This is a genomic window from Ochrobactrum sp. BTU1 (genome assembly GCA_018798825.1).
GTDB lineage: Bacteria > Pseudomonadota > Alphaproteobacteria > Rhizobiales > Rhizobiaceae > Brucella.
Genome location: CP076357.1, coordinates 193,867 through 209,978, shown reverse-complemented (window position 1 = coordinate 209,978; position 16,112 = coordinate 193,867). Strand labels below are relative to the sequence as shown.

The following is a 16,112-nucleotide window of genomic DNA, read 5'->3' as shown; positions in this document are numbered from 1 at the left end:
GCCCAAAGACCGATCTGGAGCGAAGTTTAGCGATGCGAAACGTCATCCTAACTGTTCCGCTCAACCGGAATATCCAGATCAATGTCTAAAATGAGATGCTGCCTCAGCACCACGTGTGTTACTGCTCAGGCAATGTATCCAACGGAAAAACAGGACGCCTTAACCTGGAATAAGCTCGTCTTGATAAATCAGGCGAACTCAAACCACCTGCATCAGTTACGATGATCCGCGTTGCAATCGGACCGAAGGCGCCTTTGAAATGCTGCATTGACTTAACCGCCAGAACAGACTTGTCCTTTGGCTCGATGCCAACGATACGAAAAATGTTCTGATCAAGCATCTGCATACGCTCCGACACGATCATGATATCGATCCCGTCCACACGCAGGCACACCGCCTTCCCTGTCGTTCCGGGTAAACCAGTAAACATCGGCCCCTCAAACACGAAGCTACCATCGCGGATGGACATAACGCGGCCGGTCACAGTCAAGGGACCACCGCCAATAGATGGGTCCGATTTGCCGCCAATCGTTACGGTTACAGTCTCTCCTATCGCACTGGTTGCGATCTCAGCCACCGCCTCAGGATCGAGAAGAGCGCCAGCAGCAGCATTCGTCACACCGGCCTCGAGCATGGCCGCAATGAGTGCGGTGCAATCGCTGTAAGCGCCCGATCCTGGGTTATCGGAAAAATCAGCAACGACAACAGTCCCCTCAATGCCCCGGGCCTCGTCAAGTTGCCGGATACATTCATTTAGTGGCACTGGCTGAGACCACTGATCTTTATAGGACCAGATCTCGTCGCATACCCTGCTGGCAACCTCAAAAGCGGCTTTCTGTTCGACGACCTTTTGGTCGAAAGTCACGATAACGCTCGGCCCAGCCGCCCAAACATCGGCATCAGTGAAACCAGCATTGATCGCTACATTCAGGATGCCTAGTTGCTGCATTTCTCGATCAGCACTTTCGAGCAGACGACACATTGGCCCATTATCTGTGGTGCGCCCATCGTCACAACCCAGAAGCATTGGGGGACGCGAAATGGCGAGGACAGGCTCGATTTCGCCCCTCATCGTTCGGTCCAACAGCGCACAGGCTTCGGCCCCAACATCTTTCATATCAATATGAGGATAAGTCCGGAATGAAACCGCGATCTGTACAAGATCAGCCAACTCATCGAAAATGTTCGCGTGAAGGTCAAGGGTGATAGCGATAGGAACATTGTGCCCTACTAAAGACCGGATTTCCCGTAGGAACTGACTGTCGCCGTCCTGATCTGTCTCCGTTACCATTGCACCGTGCAGAGCAACAAATATGCCGTCTAATGGCCCCGCTTCTTTTAATCGACGCAGACATTCCTCGGTAATTTCGAACCGAGCAGTTTCAAGAACCGGCCCATTTGGCTCCGCATGGGCTGCGACGATGTAAACGGGCGCCCACCCCTTCTCTTCCGCAACCGCTATCGCGCCACCGACCTCAGAACCGGTGCCTCGGAAATTAGATGGGATTTCATCGCCCTTGAAATAATGCGATGCACGGAAATCGCTGATGCTCGTGCGATTTTGCGTGAATGTATTACTTTCATTGATGAGTTCGATGATCGCAACACGATAGGACACGGAGCGCTCTTTCTTCTCTAGTGAATACCAATCGCATTCCGTCGTAACGAAATAGCGGCCGGCCAAAATATTAGCAGTGAGTCGCGCGCACCTGAGCCAATGTGGTGTTTTGAATCAGGTGCACGGGGAAGCAACGGACTACTTCCCGAATATCTCACTCGCGAATTTCGGCTTCTCCCGAATGTCGAAATCAAAGTACTTGGCACTGATCTTGTCGTAACTTCCGTCCGCGATAATCTCTGTAAGCGCCTTGTTGACGCGTGTGCGCAGTTCGTCATCATCTTTGCGGAAAGCCATTCCGGCACCCACAGTACCGTCCAGAAGGAATTCGTCACCGACAAATTCGCAGCAATCGGCCCCTTTCTTAATCCAGTCGCTCAGCGCAAATTTGGATTCAAGCAACAGGTCGATACGGCCGTTTTCAATGTCCAAGAAAGCCTCTTCCAAAGTCGGATAGAGCTTCACCTCATTATCGGGAAAAAAACGCTGCAACGCATCAACTGCAACGGAGCCGGTTTGCGTACCAATAACTTTACCCTTCGCACCTTCCGGTGTGACGTCCTTCAGGCCAAGTTCCTTCAAAGCAACGAACCGCATGGTGTTGTAGTAATAGGGATTAGAGAAGCTGACCTGCTGCATACGTGATTCAGTAATCGCCATCGATGAGGCCATAACGTCAAACTTCTTTGACTGAAGCGCTGGAATAATCCCGCTCCATTCGTTGGCGCTCCATACGCAATTGGCTTTTAATTTTTCACAAATCGCATTGCCAACATCAATGTCAAAGCCTTTCAACTGCCCGCTTGGATCCAGATAATTAAAGGGTGCATAAGCCCCCTCCGCTCCCATCCGTATTTCCTCAGCACCAGCTGAAAGGGTACCGCACACTGCAAATAGAGCGGCTATAGTCCCCATTTTTAGAAGCTTCCGCAACTGTCGTCCTCCTTTGGAACCCCTGTTTTCTCCTTCAGCATCGGCGTGCGTTGCCACTCAAATCAGGCGAGGTCGAGCAGCGAAGGAATTCTTGTTGATTGACGATTAGGCTTGTGCCGAATGTCAATCAATGCAAAAGAACTATTTAGCGCCATTAGAAAAATTCATAGGGCAATGACTTCAAGAGCGAGACGAAGAAAGCTACCAAGTTTGAGAGCTCTACGGGCTTTCGAAGCAGTTTCGCATTGTCAGAGCTTTACCGCCGCTGCAGAAGAGCTTGCAGTAAGCCAAGGCGCTGTAAGCCATCAAATAAAGCTTTTGGAACAAACTTTGGGTTGTCAGTTGCTTGTTCGGGGACCTAAAGGCGTGACTGTAACGCCCGAAGGCGCCTTGCTGCTCGAAGTTTGCGCCCGTGCATTCGACGAAATCGGCGCTGTTACGACGTTGATCGGGCAGGACAAGAACATCCAAATCCTTCGGGTCCGTGCTGGCCCCTTCTTTTCAATGGAAGTCATAGCCAGCAGGATTGCTGGCTTCCTGAAGCAAAATCCAGGCATCCAGCTCCATCTAAACAATCTCGATATAGATTCCATCGCTCACGATAGAGAAGATGCTCAGATCAAATACTGCCTACATCCGCCGGCCGGTATGTACAACATTGAAATTCTTAAAGAAAGGCTCGTACCTGTCTGCAGCCCTTCGTTACTGGATAGTAGGAAGAACCCACATGACCTACTCTTGGACCCTGAGATTCCTCGGCTGCACTATAGAGACGTAAGCGACTGGAAAAAGTGGTTAGCTCACAACGGGTATGATGACCTACCCGCGAATTCGAACCTGTTTTTTGACGATCAACATACATTATTGGCGGCTGCTCGCTCCGGGCAAGGCATAGGTTTTTCTCATCGGCCACTCGTGGAAAGCGACGTGCAGCGTGGAAGCCTTTGCATTGTCTCCGAGCGGTATTTTGAGCCTAAGGAATCCTACAAATTTATATGTAGCCACGATGACATCGTCTCTAATACGGCCCTACAACTCTTTCGTGACTGGCTCATTAAGGAAGTTTCGACCATTGGCTAGGCGCGAAATAGCTGATTTTTCGTTGCACTCATCGACGTTCTTCATAAAAAGCGACACCGATCTCGCTGCGCGATATTCGAAGCTGGGCTCGCGTGATGAAACGAAGATACGTTTCGCTATTCTTATTGAGAAATGGCGCTGGATTGCTAATATCTGATCAATTCCCATCACAGGCCAATATTGGGAAATAAGACGGGCCAGTCCAAAGTGAACAATACGAAGCCAGAATAACTAGCCGTAAGGAACAACAAAGAACTTACGGCTTTGCTATGAGCCGTAAGTTCAGCGTCGTGGTCGGATTGCTCCCACCGTTATGAACGCCGTTTCCAGGCGTCATTTGATACCAGCGCGCATGAAGCTCTGCACGAACTGACGCTGGAACAAGAGAAATCCGATGAGCAAAGGTGCCGACGTCATCAATGCGGCGGCTGAAATGATACTCCACTGTACGCCTTGATCCGGCGAGGAAAAAACCTGCAGCCCAACCGTTAGCGGGCGGGTAGAAACTGAGTTGGTAATAACCAGCGGCCAGAGGAGATTATTCCAATGATAACTAACTGAAACCAAGCCGTAGGCGACATAGATTGGCTTGGCCAATGGCACATAGACTTTGAGAAGGGTGGTGAGTGCACCCGCGCCTTCGACACGCGCCGCATCATCAAGTTCTTTGGGAACAGTGAGGAAGGTCTGACGCAGCAAAAAGATGCCGAATGCGGACGCCATGTAGGGAAGCCCCATGGCCACGACTGTGTCCACTAGTCCCAATTTGGCGATGGTCCGGTAATTTTCGACAAGTAGCACTTCAGGCATGATCATCAGTTGGACCAATACCAGCATGAAGACAATTGTTTTGCCGCGAAAATTGTAACGAGCAAAAGCATAGGCCGCAAGCGTGCATATAATGAACTGGCTGATCAGGATTGTTGTAATCAGCATAAATGTATTCAGAAAGTAGCGTCCAAAGGGAGCGGCATTCCAAGCCTGTGTGAAGTTATCGAACGTCAATGGGGCAAGGAGATCAAAACGTGCCTCGTATTGCGCGGGGTGAAATGCCATCCAAACAGCATAAAGTAACGGCATAATCCAGAGCAAGCCCAACAGATAGCAGCCCAAGGTTTCAAGTGCCCGCCAGAAAGAAACCTCGCGCGGTTGATGAGGTAATGTCATTGCACTCATTTGTAATGCACCTTGCGATCAAGAACTCCGAACTGGACGAATGCGATAACAGCCAGCGCCAGCAGCAGCACAACAGTTAACGCGGATGCGTAGGCAGTATCCCAGAAACGGAATGCAACATTATAGACGTAGTAGAGCAACAAAGTGCTGGCATTGTCAGGCCCGCCACGGGTCATGACAATGACATGGTCGATCAGACGGAACGCGTTGATCACCGCATTGATGAGCACAAACAAGGTGGTTGGCATCAGCAACGGGAAGGTGACGCGGCGGAAGAAATACCAGCGACCCGTGCCTTCAAGCGCCGCTGCTTCGGACAGGCTCGGGCTGATCTGCTGCAATGCAGCCAGATAAAATATCATAAAGAACCCAGCCTCTTTCCAGATGGCGAGCAACATAAGACTACCAAGCACGGTGTCAGGATTTCCCAGCCAGTTTGTTTCGTGGAAGCCGAACAAGCCCAGGAACTGATCGATCAAACCATAGCCCGGTGTGTAAAAGAACAGCCAGATATTAGCGACCGCAATCATCGGCAGCACGGTTGGCATGAAGAATGACATCCGCATCAACGATCGACCGCGTATCGACGAATTCACGATGATCGCCATCAGCATTGCGAGCGCAATGGATGCCGGCACGGTACCAAGCGCGTATATTGCATTGTTCTTAAGAGCTGCCCAGAAAACTGGATCGTTGATCATAGTCGTATAATGATCAACCCCGACAAAGCGCGGGGGGCGCTTACCGCGCGGCGTTTGGTAAAAGCTGTTGATGAATGTCATCACCGCAGGAATATGCGTAAACACTGCCAGCAAAACAGTAGCCGGTAGCAGCAGAAGCCATGGGGTTATCTGGTTTTTCGCCTGATTCACGCGATTTCTCCAGTCTTCTTGCGTCTATGGAAACAGGCTCTGTCAGCACACAACGCATTGTCATTCTTGATTAAATAGAAGCTTCGCAAGCGATTGGCATACGAAGCTCTCATTCCGACAGAGTTACTGGTAGGGCTTGAGGATCCGCTCGGCCTCGACCTGCGCATCATCGAGCGCTTGCGAGACGCTCTTATTACCCGTTAGCGAAGCCTCGATCGCATCGTCAATGACGCGAGCGACCCGCTGATTTTCATAAGTCGAAAGTTCTGGGACCATGTAAGGAATCTGGTCGTGGGGGACCTTTGCGCTGGGGAACTCTTCTACATATTTCCTCATGGCGTCCGTTTCCCATGCATCATCACGGGCCGCTATATAACCTGTCTTGATGCTCCACTCCGCAGCCTGGTCAGCGGACGACAGCCATTTCACAAACTGGAACGCGGCTTGCTGCTTTGCTTTATCATCTACATTGAAAATGTACGCATTGCCGCCACTGGTTGGTGCACCAAAGGATTTGTTCTTTGGCAGTACCTGCACACCGAACGGAAATGGCGCATTGTTTTTCACATTGGTAAGATTGCCACTGGTGGTGGTGATCATAGCAGCGCGGCCTTCGAAGAAATCCTTCGGGTTGGTCGCCCATTCGATCACGCCTGTCTTCATCACCTTATGTTTTTGAGCGAGATCTACCCAATATTGCATGGCCTCGACAACTTCTGGCGCATTGAAGTAGACCGTCTTCCCATCCGGCTCCGCAAGCTTACCGCCATTTTGGGCGACATATCCTTGTAATAGCCAATACGACGTCAACGATGACGGTACCTGCATTCCCCATCGCGCCGTGCTTCCATCAGCGGAACGTTTTGTGAGCTTCGTTGCGAAATCAACAACTTCTTTCCAGTCCTGTGGACCTTTTTCCGGATCTAGCCCAACTTCCTTAAAAGCTTCCTTGTTCCAGAAAAACACGGTCGTTCCGCGCTGGAAAGGCACGCCCCATGTTTTGTCGTCACTCTTGCTGTTGACCATAAAAACTGGCGTGAACCCCGTGAGCCAAGCCTTGTCATCCTCAGTGGTCGCAAGATCATCATACGGAACGATGGCATCTTCATCAATTAAAGTGAATATGTCCGTAGAGAGCATAACTGCAACTTCAGGGGCCTGACCGGATTTGAATGCCGTCAGAGATTTGCTCAATGTCTCCGGATAAGTACCGGAGTAAATTGGCTTCACCTTGATGTCCGGGTGCTGTCCTTCAAACCGGGTGATCAAATCCTCCACGATTTTCGTCACCGGACCACCGATGGCGACCGGATAATAAAAACTGATCTCGACAGGTTCAGCCTGAGCGCTCCCCCACCCACCAGCAACCGACAGCATCGCAGATGTAGCGAAGACCGTTAGCGATCGTTTTACCCGCAAATTCATAATTCTCTCCTCCCAAGGGATGATCGTTCCCCGATCATTTTCTGATTAAATGGCTAATGCTGTCCGCTCGACACGATGGCCTTCGGCTTCATCAAACACATGCACTGCGGACGGCGCCCATGTCAGAGCGACGCTGTCGCCCCGATTTAAGCGACGGATACCTTCAATACGCACCTGTAAAGACTGATCCCCCACCCGGCACTCGAGAATGCTGTCTGCTCCATGATACTCGATCGCTTCAATAGAAGCTTTCACGCCCCCATTCTCCGCCACACGAATTTCTTCTGGGCGCAATCCAACTACAACGCCCTTCGCCGGCTCACTCAAAATCGCAGGCCCTTTTGGATCCCCGCTGATTGCAGCCTTACCGTCATAATCTCCAAGGCGGATGATGTTCATTGGCGGCGTCCCGATAAAGCGGGCAACAAACGTGGTCGCAGGCTGTAAATAGAGCTCCGAAGGCTTAGCCTTCTGCTCGATCTTGCCGCCTTTCATCAGAATGACTTGATCAGCAAGGCTCATCGCCTCAATCTGATCATGGGTTACGTAGACCATCGTCATGCCGAGTTGCTGCTGCAAGTTTCGAATTTCTTTGCGCATATCGTGACGCAGCTGTGCATCAAGATTGGAAAGGGGTTCATCCATCAGACAAACAGAGGCTTCGGCGACAATCGCGCGGCCCAACGCAACACGCTGTTGCTGTCCACCTGAAAGCTGCGACGGCCGTCGGTGAAGAAGATGTGATAAACCCAGTATATCCGCAGCGCGCTTCAGTCGCTGGTCACGCTCGCCAGCAGATACTCTACGGACCCGAAGGCCAAAAATAATGTTCTCTGCAACGGTGAGATGCGGAAACAATGCATAGGACTGAAATACCATAGCCAGACCACGCTTTGCCGGCGCAGCGTTGGTGACGTCTTTACCGCCGATGATAATTTGGCCTGATGTTACCGTGTCCAGCCCTGCGATCAGTCGCAAAGAGGTGGACTTTCCGCAACCCGACGGCCCCAGCAAGACAGTTAGCGTGCCGGGCTCCACGGTGAAGTTGGCATCATTAACCGCATGGAATGTCGCCCACTTCTTGTTGAGATTAACGATCTCAATTCCCGACATTCGAGTTCCTCCCGATGCAATGCATAAACCTGCCTTTGATACCGGATCGATATAGGCAGCTCTCGACTGGCGACACTTTGGCACAAACCTAGGAAACCAATCTCCTCCAGCAAAAAAATTATTGAACTTTTTAGTCTCCGTCAATACTTTTGTACGAAATTGGTTTTATAAGGCCAAGAGTCATTCATTCAGGAAGCGAACATGTCCAAATTCAGCATATTACAGATTTCAGACACGCATCTATCACCGCGGACCGAGCATTTCCGTGAAAACAACCGCTTGCTTGCAGAGCCGCTTGCAGAATCAGACCATGACTTCATCATCCATACTGGTGACGTCACTTTGGACGGCATTCGGTACGTCGAGGACTATGCGCTATGCAGGGATTTCTTCAAAGAATCCGGCAAAACCATCCATTTTCTCGCAGGCAATCACGACGTCGGCGACAATCCAAAGCTTTCAAAACCCGAGAGTGAAAATGGCAGCGCAATCAATCAGGCGCGCTATGCGCGGTTTGCAGATTTTTTCGGTGCCGACCGCTGGACGATCGATCAAGGCAATTGGCGGATCATTGGCATAAGTTCAATGCTGATCGGCTCCGGCCTGCCACAGGAAACAGAACAGTATGCATGGCTCGATGAGCAGATCGCAACATCGGGTGACCGTTACCTCGCCGTATTCTCGCATCAGCCGATCTATATCGACAACACAGACATCGCTGAACTTACTTATTGGACTGTCGATCCTAAGGGCTGGGGTCGGCTCGCAGACCTAATAAATCATCCGAAGCTGCGCCTGATCGCGAGCGGCCATCTGCATCAGCAGCGTTCATCAAAGCGCGGCAATGTTCATCTTGAATGGTGCTCATCCATTGCGTTTACAACAACAGACGAACTTGTCCCAGAAATGGGCGGGACACGCGAAGTCGGCTATATGGAACATCATTTTTTTGATGATGGGCGCGTTGAAAGTAAGGTGCTTAAGCACGAAGGCTTTGCCAACGACCACCTCGAAGAGATGATTAGGGAGGTATATCCGCTTATTGGTGGATAGGCGCTCAAATCCAGAAGGTTAAATGTAAAAAAGAAATGCCCTCTAGTCTCTGCTAGGGGGCATTTTTCTAGGTTCGATATCAGCGGGGCTTGTGCGCAGTTACTGACTCCGGCACTTTCGAGTGACCAAACCAATTCGGATTGGTTACGCTGGCCTTGCCGGCATCAATCAGCGCATTTTCATCTAGACCGTTCGATGTGTAATCACGATCGGCCAGTGGCTGTATCCTGACCGAGTTTTCCGTTTCCTCAAACAGATTTACATATTTCAGGTTTTTGTCGCGGCCAATTTCAGCCATTGCCAATGGAGCCGGCAGCTTACGAGGCAGATTTACGTTCAGCCAGTGACCATCATGCGACCATTCTTTTCTAGTTTCCCAAAAATTACGGATATGGCTGGCAAGCCATGCCAATGCATCCGCATCGAACGCCTCGCAATCGCGTGGTGCCGAGAAGGCTACCGAGGCTATTCCGTTCAGTGCGCCCTCACGTGCCACCGCCATTGTTCCTGAGTATGATACATCTTCGGCGACATTCCGTCCCGCATTGATACCTGACAATATAAGGTCTGGCATTTGCTGGTCACGGAACACCCAGTGAATAGCGGCAATCACACAATCTACCGGGGTGCCCGTACAGGAGTAACGCCTGCTTGCAAGCTTGTTGACCGAAAACCCATGCGTCAGCGACACGCAGTGTGCGTTTGCGCTACGATTTCCATCCGGCGCAATGATCCAAACATCATCACTTAACAGACGGGCGGCACTCTCAAGTATCGCAATACCGGAAGCATCGATGCCATCGTCGTTTGAAATCAGTATTCGCATTTTCCACCTCTTGAAAACGCATCTCCTACGGAGAGGCCGACAATTTATGTCGAGACATATGATTTATGTGTACATTCTTTGCAAGAACAATATTTTTGTTCATTTCTGGTTTCAAACAATTCTTGACGTGAAGGTTATTATTGCATCATTATTGCCTATAGATGAGTGGATAAGCCTTCCGGAATGGAAGACGAAAAAGGTAGGATAATGGCCCGCAGCACTAAGGCGAAAACTAAGTTTCAGGCAGATCAGGACGAGCTGAAACTTCGGGCCGCGTGGCTCTATTATATTGAAGGGCTAACGCAAGAGCAGGTCGCACAGCACCTTGATATCAGCAGGATCAAGGCTTTCAGGCTCTTGGCCGCTACCCGTGATGAGGGCATTGTCCAGATTTCTCTGAACTCTCACGCCGAACCACTCATCCGCCTCCAACGTGCACTGGAGAAGCACCTTGGGCTTTTTGAAGCCATCGTGGTGCCATCGTCCGATCAGGCTGAGGCAAGCATCTCTGCCGTGATCGGTCATGCCACTGGGCGTTATCTTTCTGACCGCCTGCAGGACGGATTGACAATTGGCGTCGGCTGGGGCGCGACGCTGCAAGCTTGCATGAGTCATCTAAAATGGCGTGAAATAAGCGACCTGACAGTTATTTCGCTACTTGGTGGGCTGACACATTCCATGGCGGACAACCCCTCTGCAGTTGCTTGGCGCTTGGCTGAGTTTTATAAGACCGAGCTCTTTCAGATTACTGCGCCAGTTTTTGTTCCCAATGTAACGCTGGCCAATGAGCTGTGGGAGATCGAAGATTTGAAAGCACTCAAAGGTAAGGTCTCAGATATTGACCTCGCAGTTTTGAGCGTTGCTGACGTCAGCAAACAGGCATCGATCTTCCGACGCGGCTTGTTGACGTCGCAAGATGCTGAGAGCTTGCAGCATGCAGGCGCTGTCGGCGATGTTTTGTGCCAATTTGTCAATGAGGATGGCGATATCGTTGACCATCCTATCAACAAACGCGCCATGGCGATCAACCCAACGCAACTACGCAAAGTGCCAAAAGTAATCATCTCGGCTGGCGGCGTTCGTAAGGCCCAGATCATTCGGGCCAGCATCTTAACGACGAAGGCCAAGGTGCTCATCACTGACGAGGCCACAGCACAAGAACTACTAGCGCTGAAGGGGCTTACCTAATCGATAAGTCTTCTGTTGTAGCCGGTAAGAATTTAAACGAACACTGTCGGCATTTGTAGCGCCCTACGATGCGTAGCACGGTCTCCTTTGCTCAACCCATCAATTGTTGAGCAAAGTTTCAAACATCAGCTTCCCAATTGCCGGGAAAGCCTCGGGGAACTCTTCGCATATTTCCTTGCCTTGCGTCATCAAACAAACAATTACAGGTGCGCTTCCAGGAATTGCGACACGGATCAGATCATGTTTGTAATAGGAGGCGTTCGGATCACCGGTCCAGGTGTTCTTCCCAGCTTTGCTCCATATCTGTGCATCCGCAGGGATTCCGCCGCCAAGAAACTCCTCAACCTGAAAATGTGGCTGTTTTGCTTCAGCACTGCTGCGGTCGCGCAGCAGAATCTGCTGAGCCCTTTTTTCGGAAGATGCGGAGAGCGGAGCTTCGCTTGAAAAAAGCGCGCTGAACAGTCGTGCCGCCGCGAGCGGCGTCAGCGCGTTCAGGTTTTCTCCGCCACGTCCTGCGTATTGTGCCTCACGCCCATAACGCACATCGTCCATCAATTTCTGTGAGATATTGCACGCTTCAAATTCGGGCCAATCCAGTTGTGAGAAAAAGTGGTTAAGTTGCTCGCGCTTTCCACGCCACTCGTCAAATTGACCGCCTTCAAGCAACGTATCGCCGGTCGTACCGGTAATAATATCGATAACATAATTGGTTGCAGTATTGGATGACCACAAGATCATATCGCGCATGGCGCGCGACAGTTCTGCATGATCTGCGACAGTTCCGCGATCAATGGCGTTGAGCACATGGACAAGATGGAAAGCCTTCACGAGGCTGCACGGATAGCAACGCCAGTCACCACGATATGAAAAGCCATCAGGCCTTTCATTGGCTCCTTTTTGACGCAATGCGACAAACCCAAAATTTTCCGCCCGCAATCCGCGGTCAGTGAACGTGTGTGTCAGGCGGCTGGCAATGGTTTCACACCGACGGGACCAGTCAGAATTATCTTCAAAGAACACTGGATATTCTTCCTATCATAACATTCAAGATTTAGATGCGCTCAGCTTTCCAGCAGCGAACCGACCCGCCACTCGAAAGAAGATGCATAGTTTGATTTTGCTCGCATTTTTTCTCGGAAATCGGACAACGGGTCGCAAAACGACACCCCTGCTGTACAGCGAAGGGGTCAGGGATCTCACCACTGATTGGCTCACCCGTTGGCTGCGGTCGACGCACGTCCGGCACCGCAGCAATCAATGCCTTTGTATATGGATGGCGGGGTGATGCAAACAAAGCGGCACTATCTTGCAATTCAACAATTTCGCCCAGATACATGACTGCAACACGGTCACACAAATAGCGCACCACATTCATGTCATGGGAAATGAAAATTATGGTCAGGCCCTTCTCTTTGTTGAGCCGTTTCATAAGATTTATGATCTGCGCCTGAACCGAGGCGTCAAGGGCCGAAACTGGCTCATCGGCAAACAGAACCTGCGGATTGGCACATAATGCCCGTGCCACAGAGACACGCTGTCTTTGGCCACCCGACAGGGCATGCGGAAACTTCAGCGCCGTCTCAACTACCAGATTGACCTCCCCAAGAACATCAAGCGCCCGCTGCCTTCGCGCTCTTGCTGGAATATCGCGGTTATAATGTGAAATCACTTCTTCGAGTTGCGCGCCGATAGTCATGCGGGGATTTAGCGAAGAATACGGATCCTGAAAAACCATTTGGATCCTGCCATCTTGGTCTGGCCCCTCAAGCCGCTTGCCATGAAACAGCACCTCACCTGCGCTGCCTGGCTGAAGTCCGACTCCTAACCGCGCCAGAGTGCTCTTGCCGCATCCCGATTCCCCGACAATGCCCAGTATTTCGCCCTGCTCGATGGCAAGATCCACACCTCGCACAGCGTGCAAACTGACTGGCGGCCGGTTCGTAATGATATCCCGGAGACTGCGTTTGACTGGAAACTTTTTTTCAATATTTCGAAAATCAAGCACTGACATTGGCAACCTCGTTCAAAACGCATGCGTCAAGATGGCTCGGCGTTGAGTTGCCACGTAACTCCAACGCCGGCGGTTGACCGACAGCACACCGGGGTTGAGCCTGGAAACACCTGGGTGCAAACCGGCAACCATCAGGTGGATTGACGAGGCTTGGTGGGGTTCCCTGGATTGGGATGAGCTCTTGCTCACGGGCGGCCTGCCCCGGAAGTGCTGCAAGCAATGCCTTGGTATAGGGATGTGACGGATTGTCGAGGACATCGCGAACTTTGCCCGTTTCCACGATACGCCCTGCATACATCACAGCCATACGATCACATATCTGCGAGACGACACCGAGGTCGTGGGTGACCAGGATGATTGAAGCACCAAGGCTGTCACGGCGCTCTTTTAAGAGCCGCAGTATCTGGTCCTGCACCGTAACATCAAGAGCAGTTGTCGGTTCATCCGCTATGATCAAGCGCGGCCGCAGCGCCAGCGCCATGGCAATAACCACACGCTGGCGCAAGCCTCCGGAAAGCTCATGGGGATAGGCGTCAAGTCGGCGTTCGGGCGACGTTACGTGAACATCCCGCAACAACTGCAGCGCAGCCTCTCGGGCCTCTTTTTTACTGACATTTCTATGACGGCGTATAACTTCGCTGATCTGCTTACCGACGCGCATTGTAGGATTAAGAGCAGTTAGCGGATCCTGAAAAATGAAGGCGACATCGCGTCCGCGGATTTTTGACATCTCGCCTTCATTTCTGACGACCAGATCGCCAGCACCCTCAAGCAATATCTGACCACCACTGATCCGAGCTGTAGCTCCACCGAAAAGACGCAGTATCGAGCGGCAGGTGGCTGATTTTCCACAGCCGGATTCTCCCACTATTCCGAAGATTTCGCCGGGCTTGACATCGAAGCTGACGCCATCGACAGCACGCACGACACCCGATGGGCTATTAAACTCGGTCATGAGATCACGGACAGAAAGAAGGCTCATGACCTACCCCTTCGGCTTCAATGTTGTGGCCAATCCTTCGCCCAGCAGCGAGAACGCAATGCCAATCCAGACGATCGCCAAACCTGGGAAAATGGTCATCCAAGGTGCCTCGCGCATATAGTCGATACTTTCTACGATCAGCAGCCCCCACTCGGGAGCGGGAGGCTGCACACCCAACCCGAAAAAGGACATTGCTGCCACGGCCTGAACCGTGAGAACAACATCTGACATAGAATAGACGATCGCCGGCGTAACGACATTCGGCATGATATGGCGCAGCATCACGCGCAATTTTCCAAACCGCAGAACCCGGGTGGCGTCGACATATTCGAGCCGCGAGACGAGAAGAGTTTCACCGCGCACAATGCGTGCGTAACCGATCCAGTTAACGATGAAAAATGCGATATAGAGATTTGTTTCGCTGGGTCCGAGCACCCCGACTATCGCGAGAATAAGGACGTAGAACGGAAATGCCCAAACAATATCTGTGACCCGCATCAAAACTGCATCAACAATGCCACCGAAATAGCCAGCAGCCAGTCCGATCATAATACCCATGATCATGGGTCCAAAGACACAGATGAGCGCTAGTCGCAGATCGTATACGGCCCCAGCCAGAACGCGCGTGAAAATATCGCGCCCAAAATTATCAGTACCGAACCAGTGGAGCGCAGACGGTGGTTGCATTGCCCCCGCAAAATCGAGTGCGAAGGGATCGTAGGGTGACAATATCGGCGTCACGATTGTAGCTGCCAGTGTTATGAGCAGCATAAGGATGCCAATCGCCCCAGACCAGGTATGCAGAAGTTTGCGGAGCATGGACATGATCTACTCCATTCTGACGCGCGGATCGGCCAGCGCGTAACAGATGTCGGTGATCAGATTGACAATCACAACCATGATGGCGAAAAAGACAGTCAGCCCCCGGATCACTGGCAAATCGCGAGAAACGATAGCGTCGATCAACAGGCTTCCGAGACCTGGTACAGAAAAGATTTTCTCGACTACGACAGTACCCCCGACGATCCAGCTTACCCGAACCCCAATAATGGATATCGTAGAAATAAGGCTGTTGGGCAAAACATGCCGGAGAAAAAGTTCCGAACGCCGAAGACCTTTTGCGCGCGCGGTGTCGATATAGTCTGCTTTCATCGTATCAATCAGGGCTGCGCGCAAGCTCTGCTGTATAAGAGCAGCAGTTGAAAGGCCCACAACCAGAGAAGGCAGAAATAGCCTATTCAAATTGGTCCAGAAGCCGGTTCCGACACCGCCCGTAGCAAACCAGCCCATGCCGAGTGCCAACCAGATAATCAGCATATAGCAAAGCCAGAACGGCGGCATAGCTATGAGCACAACAAAGACCTGACGGATGACGTTGTCGATGAAGCGGCCGCGGTAAATGGCGGCAGTGATGGCAAATGGTAGTGCGATCAGAAGCGCGATAATGGTTGAGTAAGCCACAATCGCAAGTGTGAAAGGCAATCGTTCCATTACCAGCGTAATAATTGGTTGCTTGTGAAAGATCGAAACGCCGAAGCTGCCCGTCAAGCAATCACGCAGGAAATAGATATACTGCATCCATATCGGCTTATCGAGCCCCCAGAGTTCTCGCATTGCCTGCAACTCCTCGGCGCTGGCGCGCGTTCCCATTGCACGTGACGCCGGGTCACCTGGCACGATCTGCAAAAGCAGGAAGCTGATCAGTGTAATCCCTAACAGAACCGGGATCAGCATCAGCAGACGTTTTAAGATGGAAAAGATCATGGTGTTCGCTAACGTTTGACTTTGGCGTCGATCCGCATTCGAAAGTGACTTTCGTGATGCGGATGGCACAA

The 16,112-nt window shown here is 51.4% G+C and carries 15 protein-coding genes; 3 read left to right on the top strand and 12 right to left on the bottom strand.

What is annotated here, in order from left to right; genetic code table 11:
* Window positions 1–118: 118 nt before the first annotated feature.
* A complete protein-coding gene (locus KMS41_24605) occupies window positions 119–1,618 on the bottom strand; it encodes a M81 family metallopeptidase (protein ID QWK81672.1) in 1,500 nt (499 codons plus the stop codon).
* 138 nt (window positions 1,619–1,756) lie between these two features.
* Window positions 1,757–2,533 carry an ABC transporter substrate-binding protein gene (locus KMS41_24600; GenBank protein ID QWK81847.1) on the bottom strand — a complete coding sequence of 259 codons (777 nt, stop codon included), beginning with the start codon at window positions 2,531–2,533 and terminating at the stop codon, window positions 1,757–1,759.
* A 192-nt stretch (window positions 2,534–2,725) separates the two neighbouring features.
* On the opposite strand from KMS41_24600, the gene KMS41_24595 reads away from it, so the two are divergent.
* Window positions 2,726–3,631, top strand: a complete 906-nt coding sequence (locus KMS41_24595; GenBank protein QWK81846.1) for a LysR family transcriptional regulator — start codon at window positions 2,726–2,728, stop codon at window positions 3,629–3,631.
* Between the two features lie 333 nt (window positions 3,632–3,964).
* Here the strand turns inward: KMS41_24595 and KMS41_24590 are convergent, their stop codons facing one another.
* From KMS41_24590 to KMS41_24575, 4 genes are all read right to left on the bottom strand, one after another.
* Window positions 3,965–4,807, bottom strand: coding sequence for a carbohydrate ABC transporter permease (locus tag KMS41_24590; protein QWK81671.1), 843 nt, complete (start codon window positions 4,805–4,807; stop codon window positions 3,965–3,967).
* Entirely contained in the window at window positions 4,804–5,679 is an 876-nt protein-coding gene (locus tag KMS41_24585) for a sugar ABC transporter permease (GenBank protein ID QWK81670.1), read from the bottom strand. Before KMS41_24585 ends, KMS41_24590 begins: the two co-directional genes overlap by 4 nt.
* Before the next feature lie 123 nt (window positions 5,680–5,802).
* Entirely contained in the window at window positions 5,803–7,104 is a 1,302-nt protein-coding gene (locus KMS41_24580) for an ABC transporter substrate-binding protein (protein QWK81669.1), read from the bottom strand.
* 45 nt (window positions 7,105–7,149) lie between these two features.
* Complete coding sequence (locus KMS41_24575) at window positions 7,150–8,217, bottom strand: ABC transporter ATP-binding protein (protein QWK81668.1); 1,068 nt, start codon at window positions 8,215–8,217, stop codon at window positions 7,150–7,152.
* 201 nt (window positions 8,218–8,418) lie between these two features.
* On the opposite strand from KMS41_24575, the gene KMS41_24570 reads away from it, so the two are divergent.
* Window positions 8,419–9,270: a metallophosphoesterase gene (locus KMS41_24570; protein QWK81667.1), complete on the top strand. Its 852-nt coding sequence runs from the start codon at window positions 8,419–8,421 to the stop codon at window positions 9,268–9,270.
* A gap of 79 nt (window positions 9,271–9,349) precedes the next feature.
* Here KMS41_24570 and KMS41_24565 read toward each other — a convergent pair whose 3' ends face one another.
* Window positions 9,350–10,096, bottom strand: coding sequence for a 5'/3'-nucleotidase SurE (locus tag KMS41_24565; protein ID QWK81666.1), 747 nt, complete (start codon window positions 10,094–10,096; stop codon window positions 9,350–9,352).
* 204 nt (window positions 10,097–10,300) lie between these two features.
* On the opposite strand from KMS41_24565, the gene KMS41_24560 reads away from it, so the two are divergent.
* Window positions 10,301–11,284 carry a sugar-binding transcriptional regulator gene (locus KMS41_24560; protein ID QWK81845.1) on the top strand — a complete coding sequence of 328 codons (984 nt, stop codon included), beginning with the start codon at window positions 10,301–10,303 and terminating at the stop codon, window positions 11,282–11,284.
* A 99-nt stretch (window positions 11,285–11,383) separates the two neighbouring features.
* On the opposite strand, the gene KMS41_24555 is transcribed toward KMS41_24560, so the two are convergent.
* Genes KMS41_24555 through KMS41_24535 form a run of 5 tightly spaced genes read right to left on the bottom strand, consistent with a single transcriptional unit; the run spans window position 11,384 to window position 16,041 of the window.
* Entirely contained in the window at window positions 11,384–12,304 is a 921-nt protein-coding gene (locus tag KMS41_24555) for a class A beta-lactamase-related serine hydrolase (GenBank protein ID QWK81665.1), read from the bottom strand.
* A 31-nt stretch (window positions 12,305–12,335) separates the two neighbouring features.
* The gene (locus KMS41_24550) at window positions 12,336–13,295 is read right to left on the bottom strand and encodes an ABC transporter ATP-binding protein (GenBank protein ID QWK81664.1); all 960 of its coding nucleotides are present in this window, start codon (window positions 13,293–13,295) and stop codon (window positions 12,336–12,338) included.
* Window positions 13,282–14,277 (bottom strand): ABC transporter ATP-binding protein, encoded by a 996-nt coding sequence (locus KMS41_24545; GenBank protein ID QWK81663.1) that lies wholly within the window; start codon window positions 14,275–14,277, stop codon window positions 13,282–13,284. Before KMS41_24545 ends, KMS41_24550 begins: the two co-directional genes overlap by 14 nt.
* A 3-nt stretch (window positions 14,278–14,280) precedes the next feature.
* A complete protein-coding gene (locus tag KMS41_24540) occupies window positions 14,281–15,102 on the bottom strand; it encodes an ABC transporter permease (GenBank protein QWK81662.1) in 822 nt (273 codons plus the stop codon).
* A gap of 3 nt (window positions 15,103–15,105) precedes the next feature.
* Window positions 15,106–16,041 (bottom strand): ABC transporter permease, encoded by a 936-nt coding sequence (locus tag KMS41_24535; GenBank protein ID QWK81661.1) that lies wholly within the window; start codon window positions 16,039–16,041, stop codon window positions 15,106–15,108.
* Window positions 16,042–16,112 lie beyond the last annotated feature (71 nt).

What these genes read in the sequence shown, in the direction of transcription:
- KMS41_24600 (QWK81847.1), bottom strand. Translation starts at nt 2,533, where the DNA reads ATGGGGACTATAGCCGCTCTATTTGCAGTGTGCGGTACCCTTTCAGCT.
- KMS41_24595 (QWK81846.1), top strand. Translation starts at nt 2,726, where the DNA reads ATGACTTCAAGAGCGAGACGAAGAAAGCTACCAAGTTTGAGAGCTCTA.
- KMS41_24590 (QWK81671.1), bottom strand. Translation starts at nt 4,807, where the DNA reads ATGAGTGCAATGACATTACCTCATCAACCGCGCGAGGTTTCTTTCTGG.
- KMS41_24580 (QWK81669.1), bottom strand. Translation starts at nt 7,104, where the DNA reads ATGAATTTGCGGGTAAAACGATCGCTAACGGTCTTCGCTACATCTGCG.
- KMS41_24575 (QWK81668.1), bottom strand. Translation starts at nt 8,217, where the DNA reads ATGTCGGGAATTGAGATCGTTAATCTCAACAAGAAGTGGGCGACATTC.
- KMS41_24570 (QWK81667.1), top strand. Translation starts at nt 8,419, where the DNA reads ATGTCCAAATTCAGCATATTACAGATTTCAGACACGCATCTATCACCG.
- KMS41_24565 (QWK81666.1), bottom strand. Translation starts at nt 10,096, where the DNA reads ATGCGAATACTGATTTCAAACGACGATGGCATCGATGCTTCCGGTATT.
- KMS41_24550 (QWK81664.1), bottom strand. Translation starts at nt 13,295, where the DNA reads ATGTCAGTGCTTGATTTTCGAAATATTGAAAAAAAGTTTCCAGTCAAA.
- KMS41_24545 (QWK81663.1), bottom strand. Translation starts at nt 14,277, where the DNA reads ATGAGCCTTCTTTCTGTCCGTGATCTCATGACCGAGTTTAATAGCCCA.
- KMS41_24540 (QWK81662.1), bottom strand. Translation starts at nt 15,102, where the DNA reads ATGTCCATGCTCCGCAAACTTCTGCATACCTGGTCTGGGGCGATTGGC.
- KMS41_24535 (QWK81661.1), bottom strand. Translation starts at nt 16,041, where the DNA reads ATGATCTTTTCCATCTTAAAACGTCTGCTGATGCTGATCCCGGTTCTG.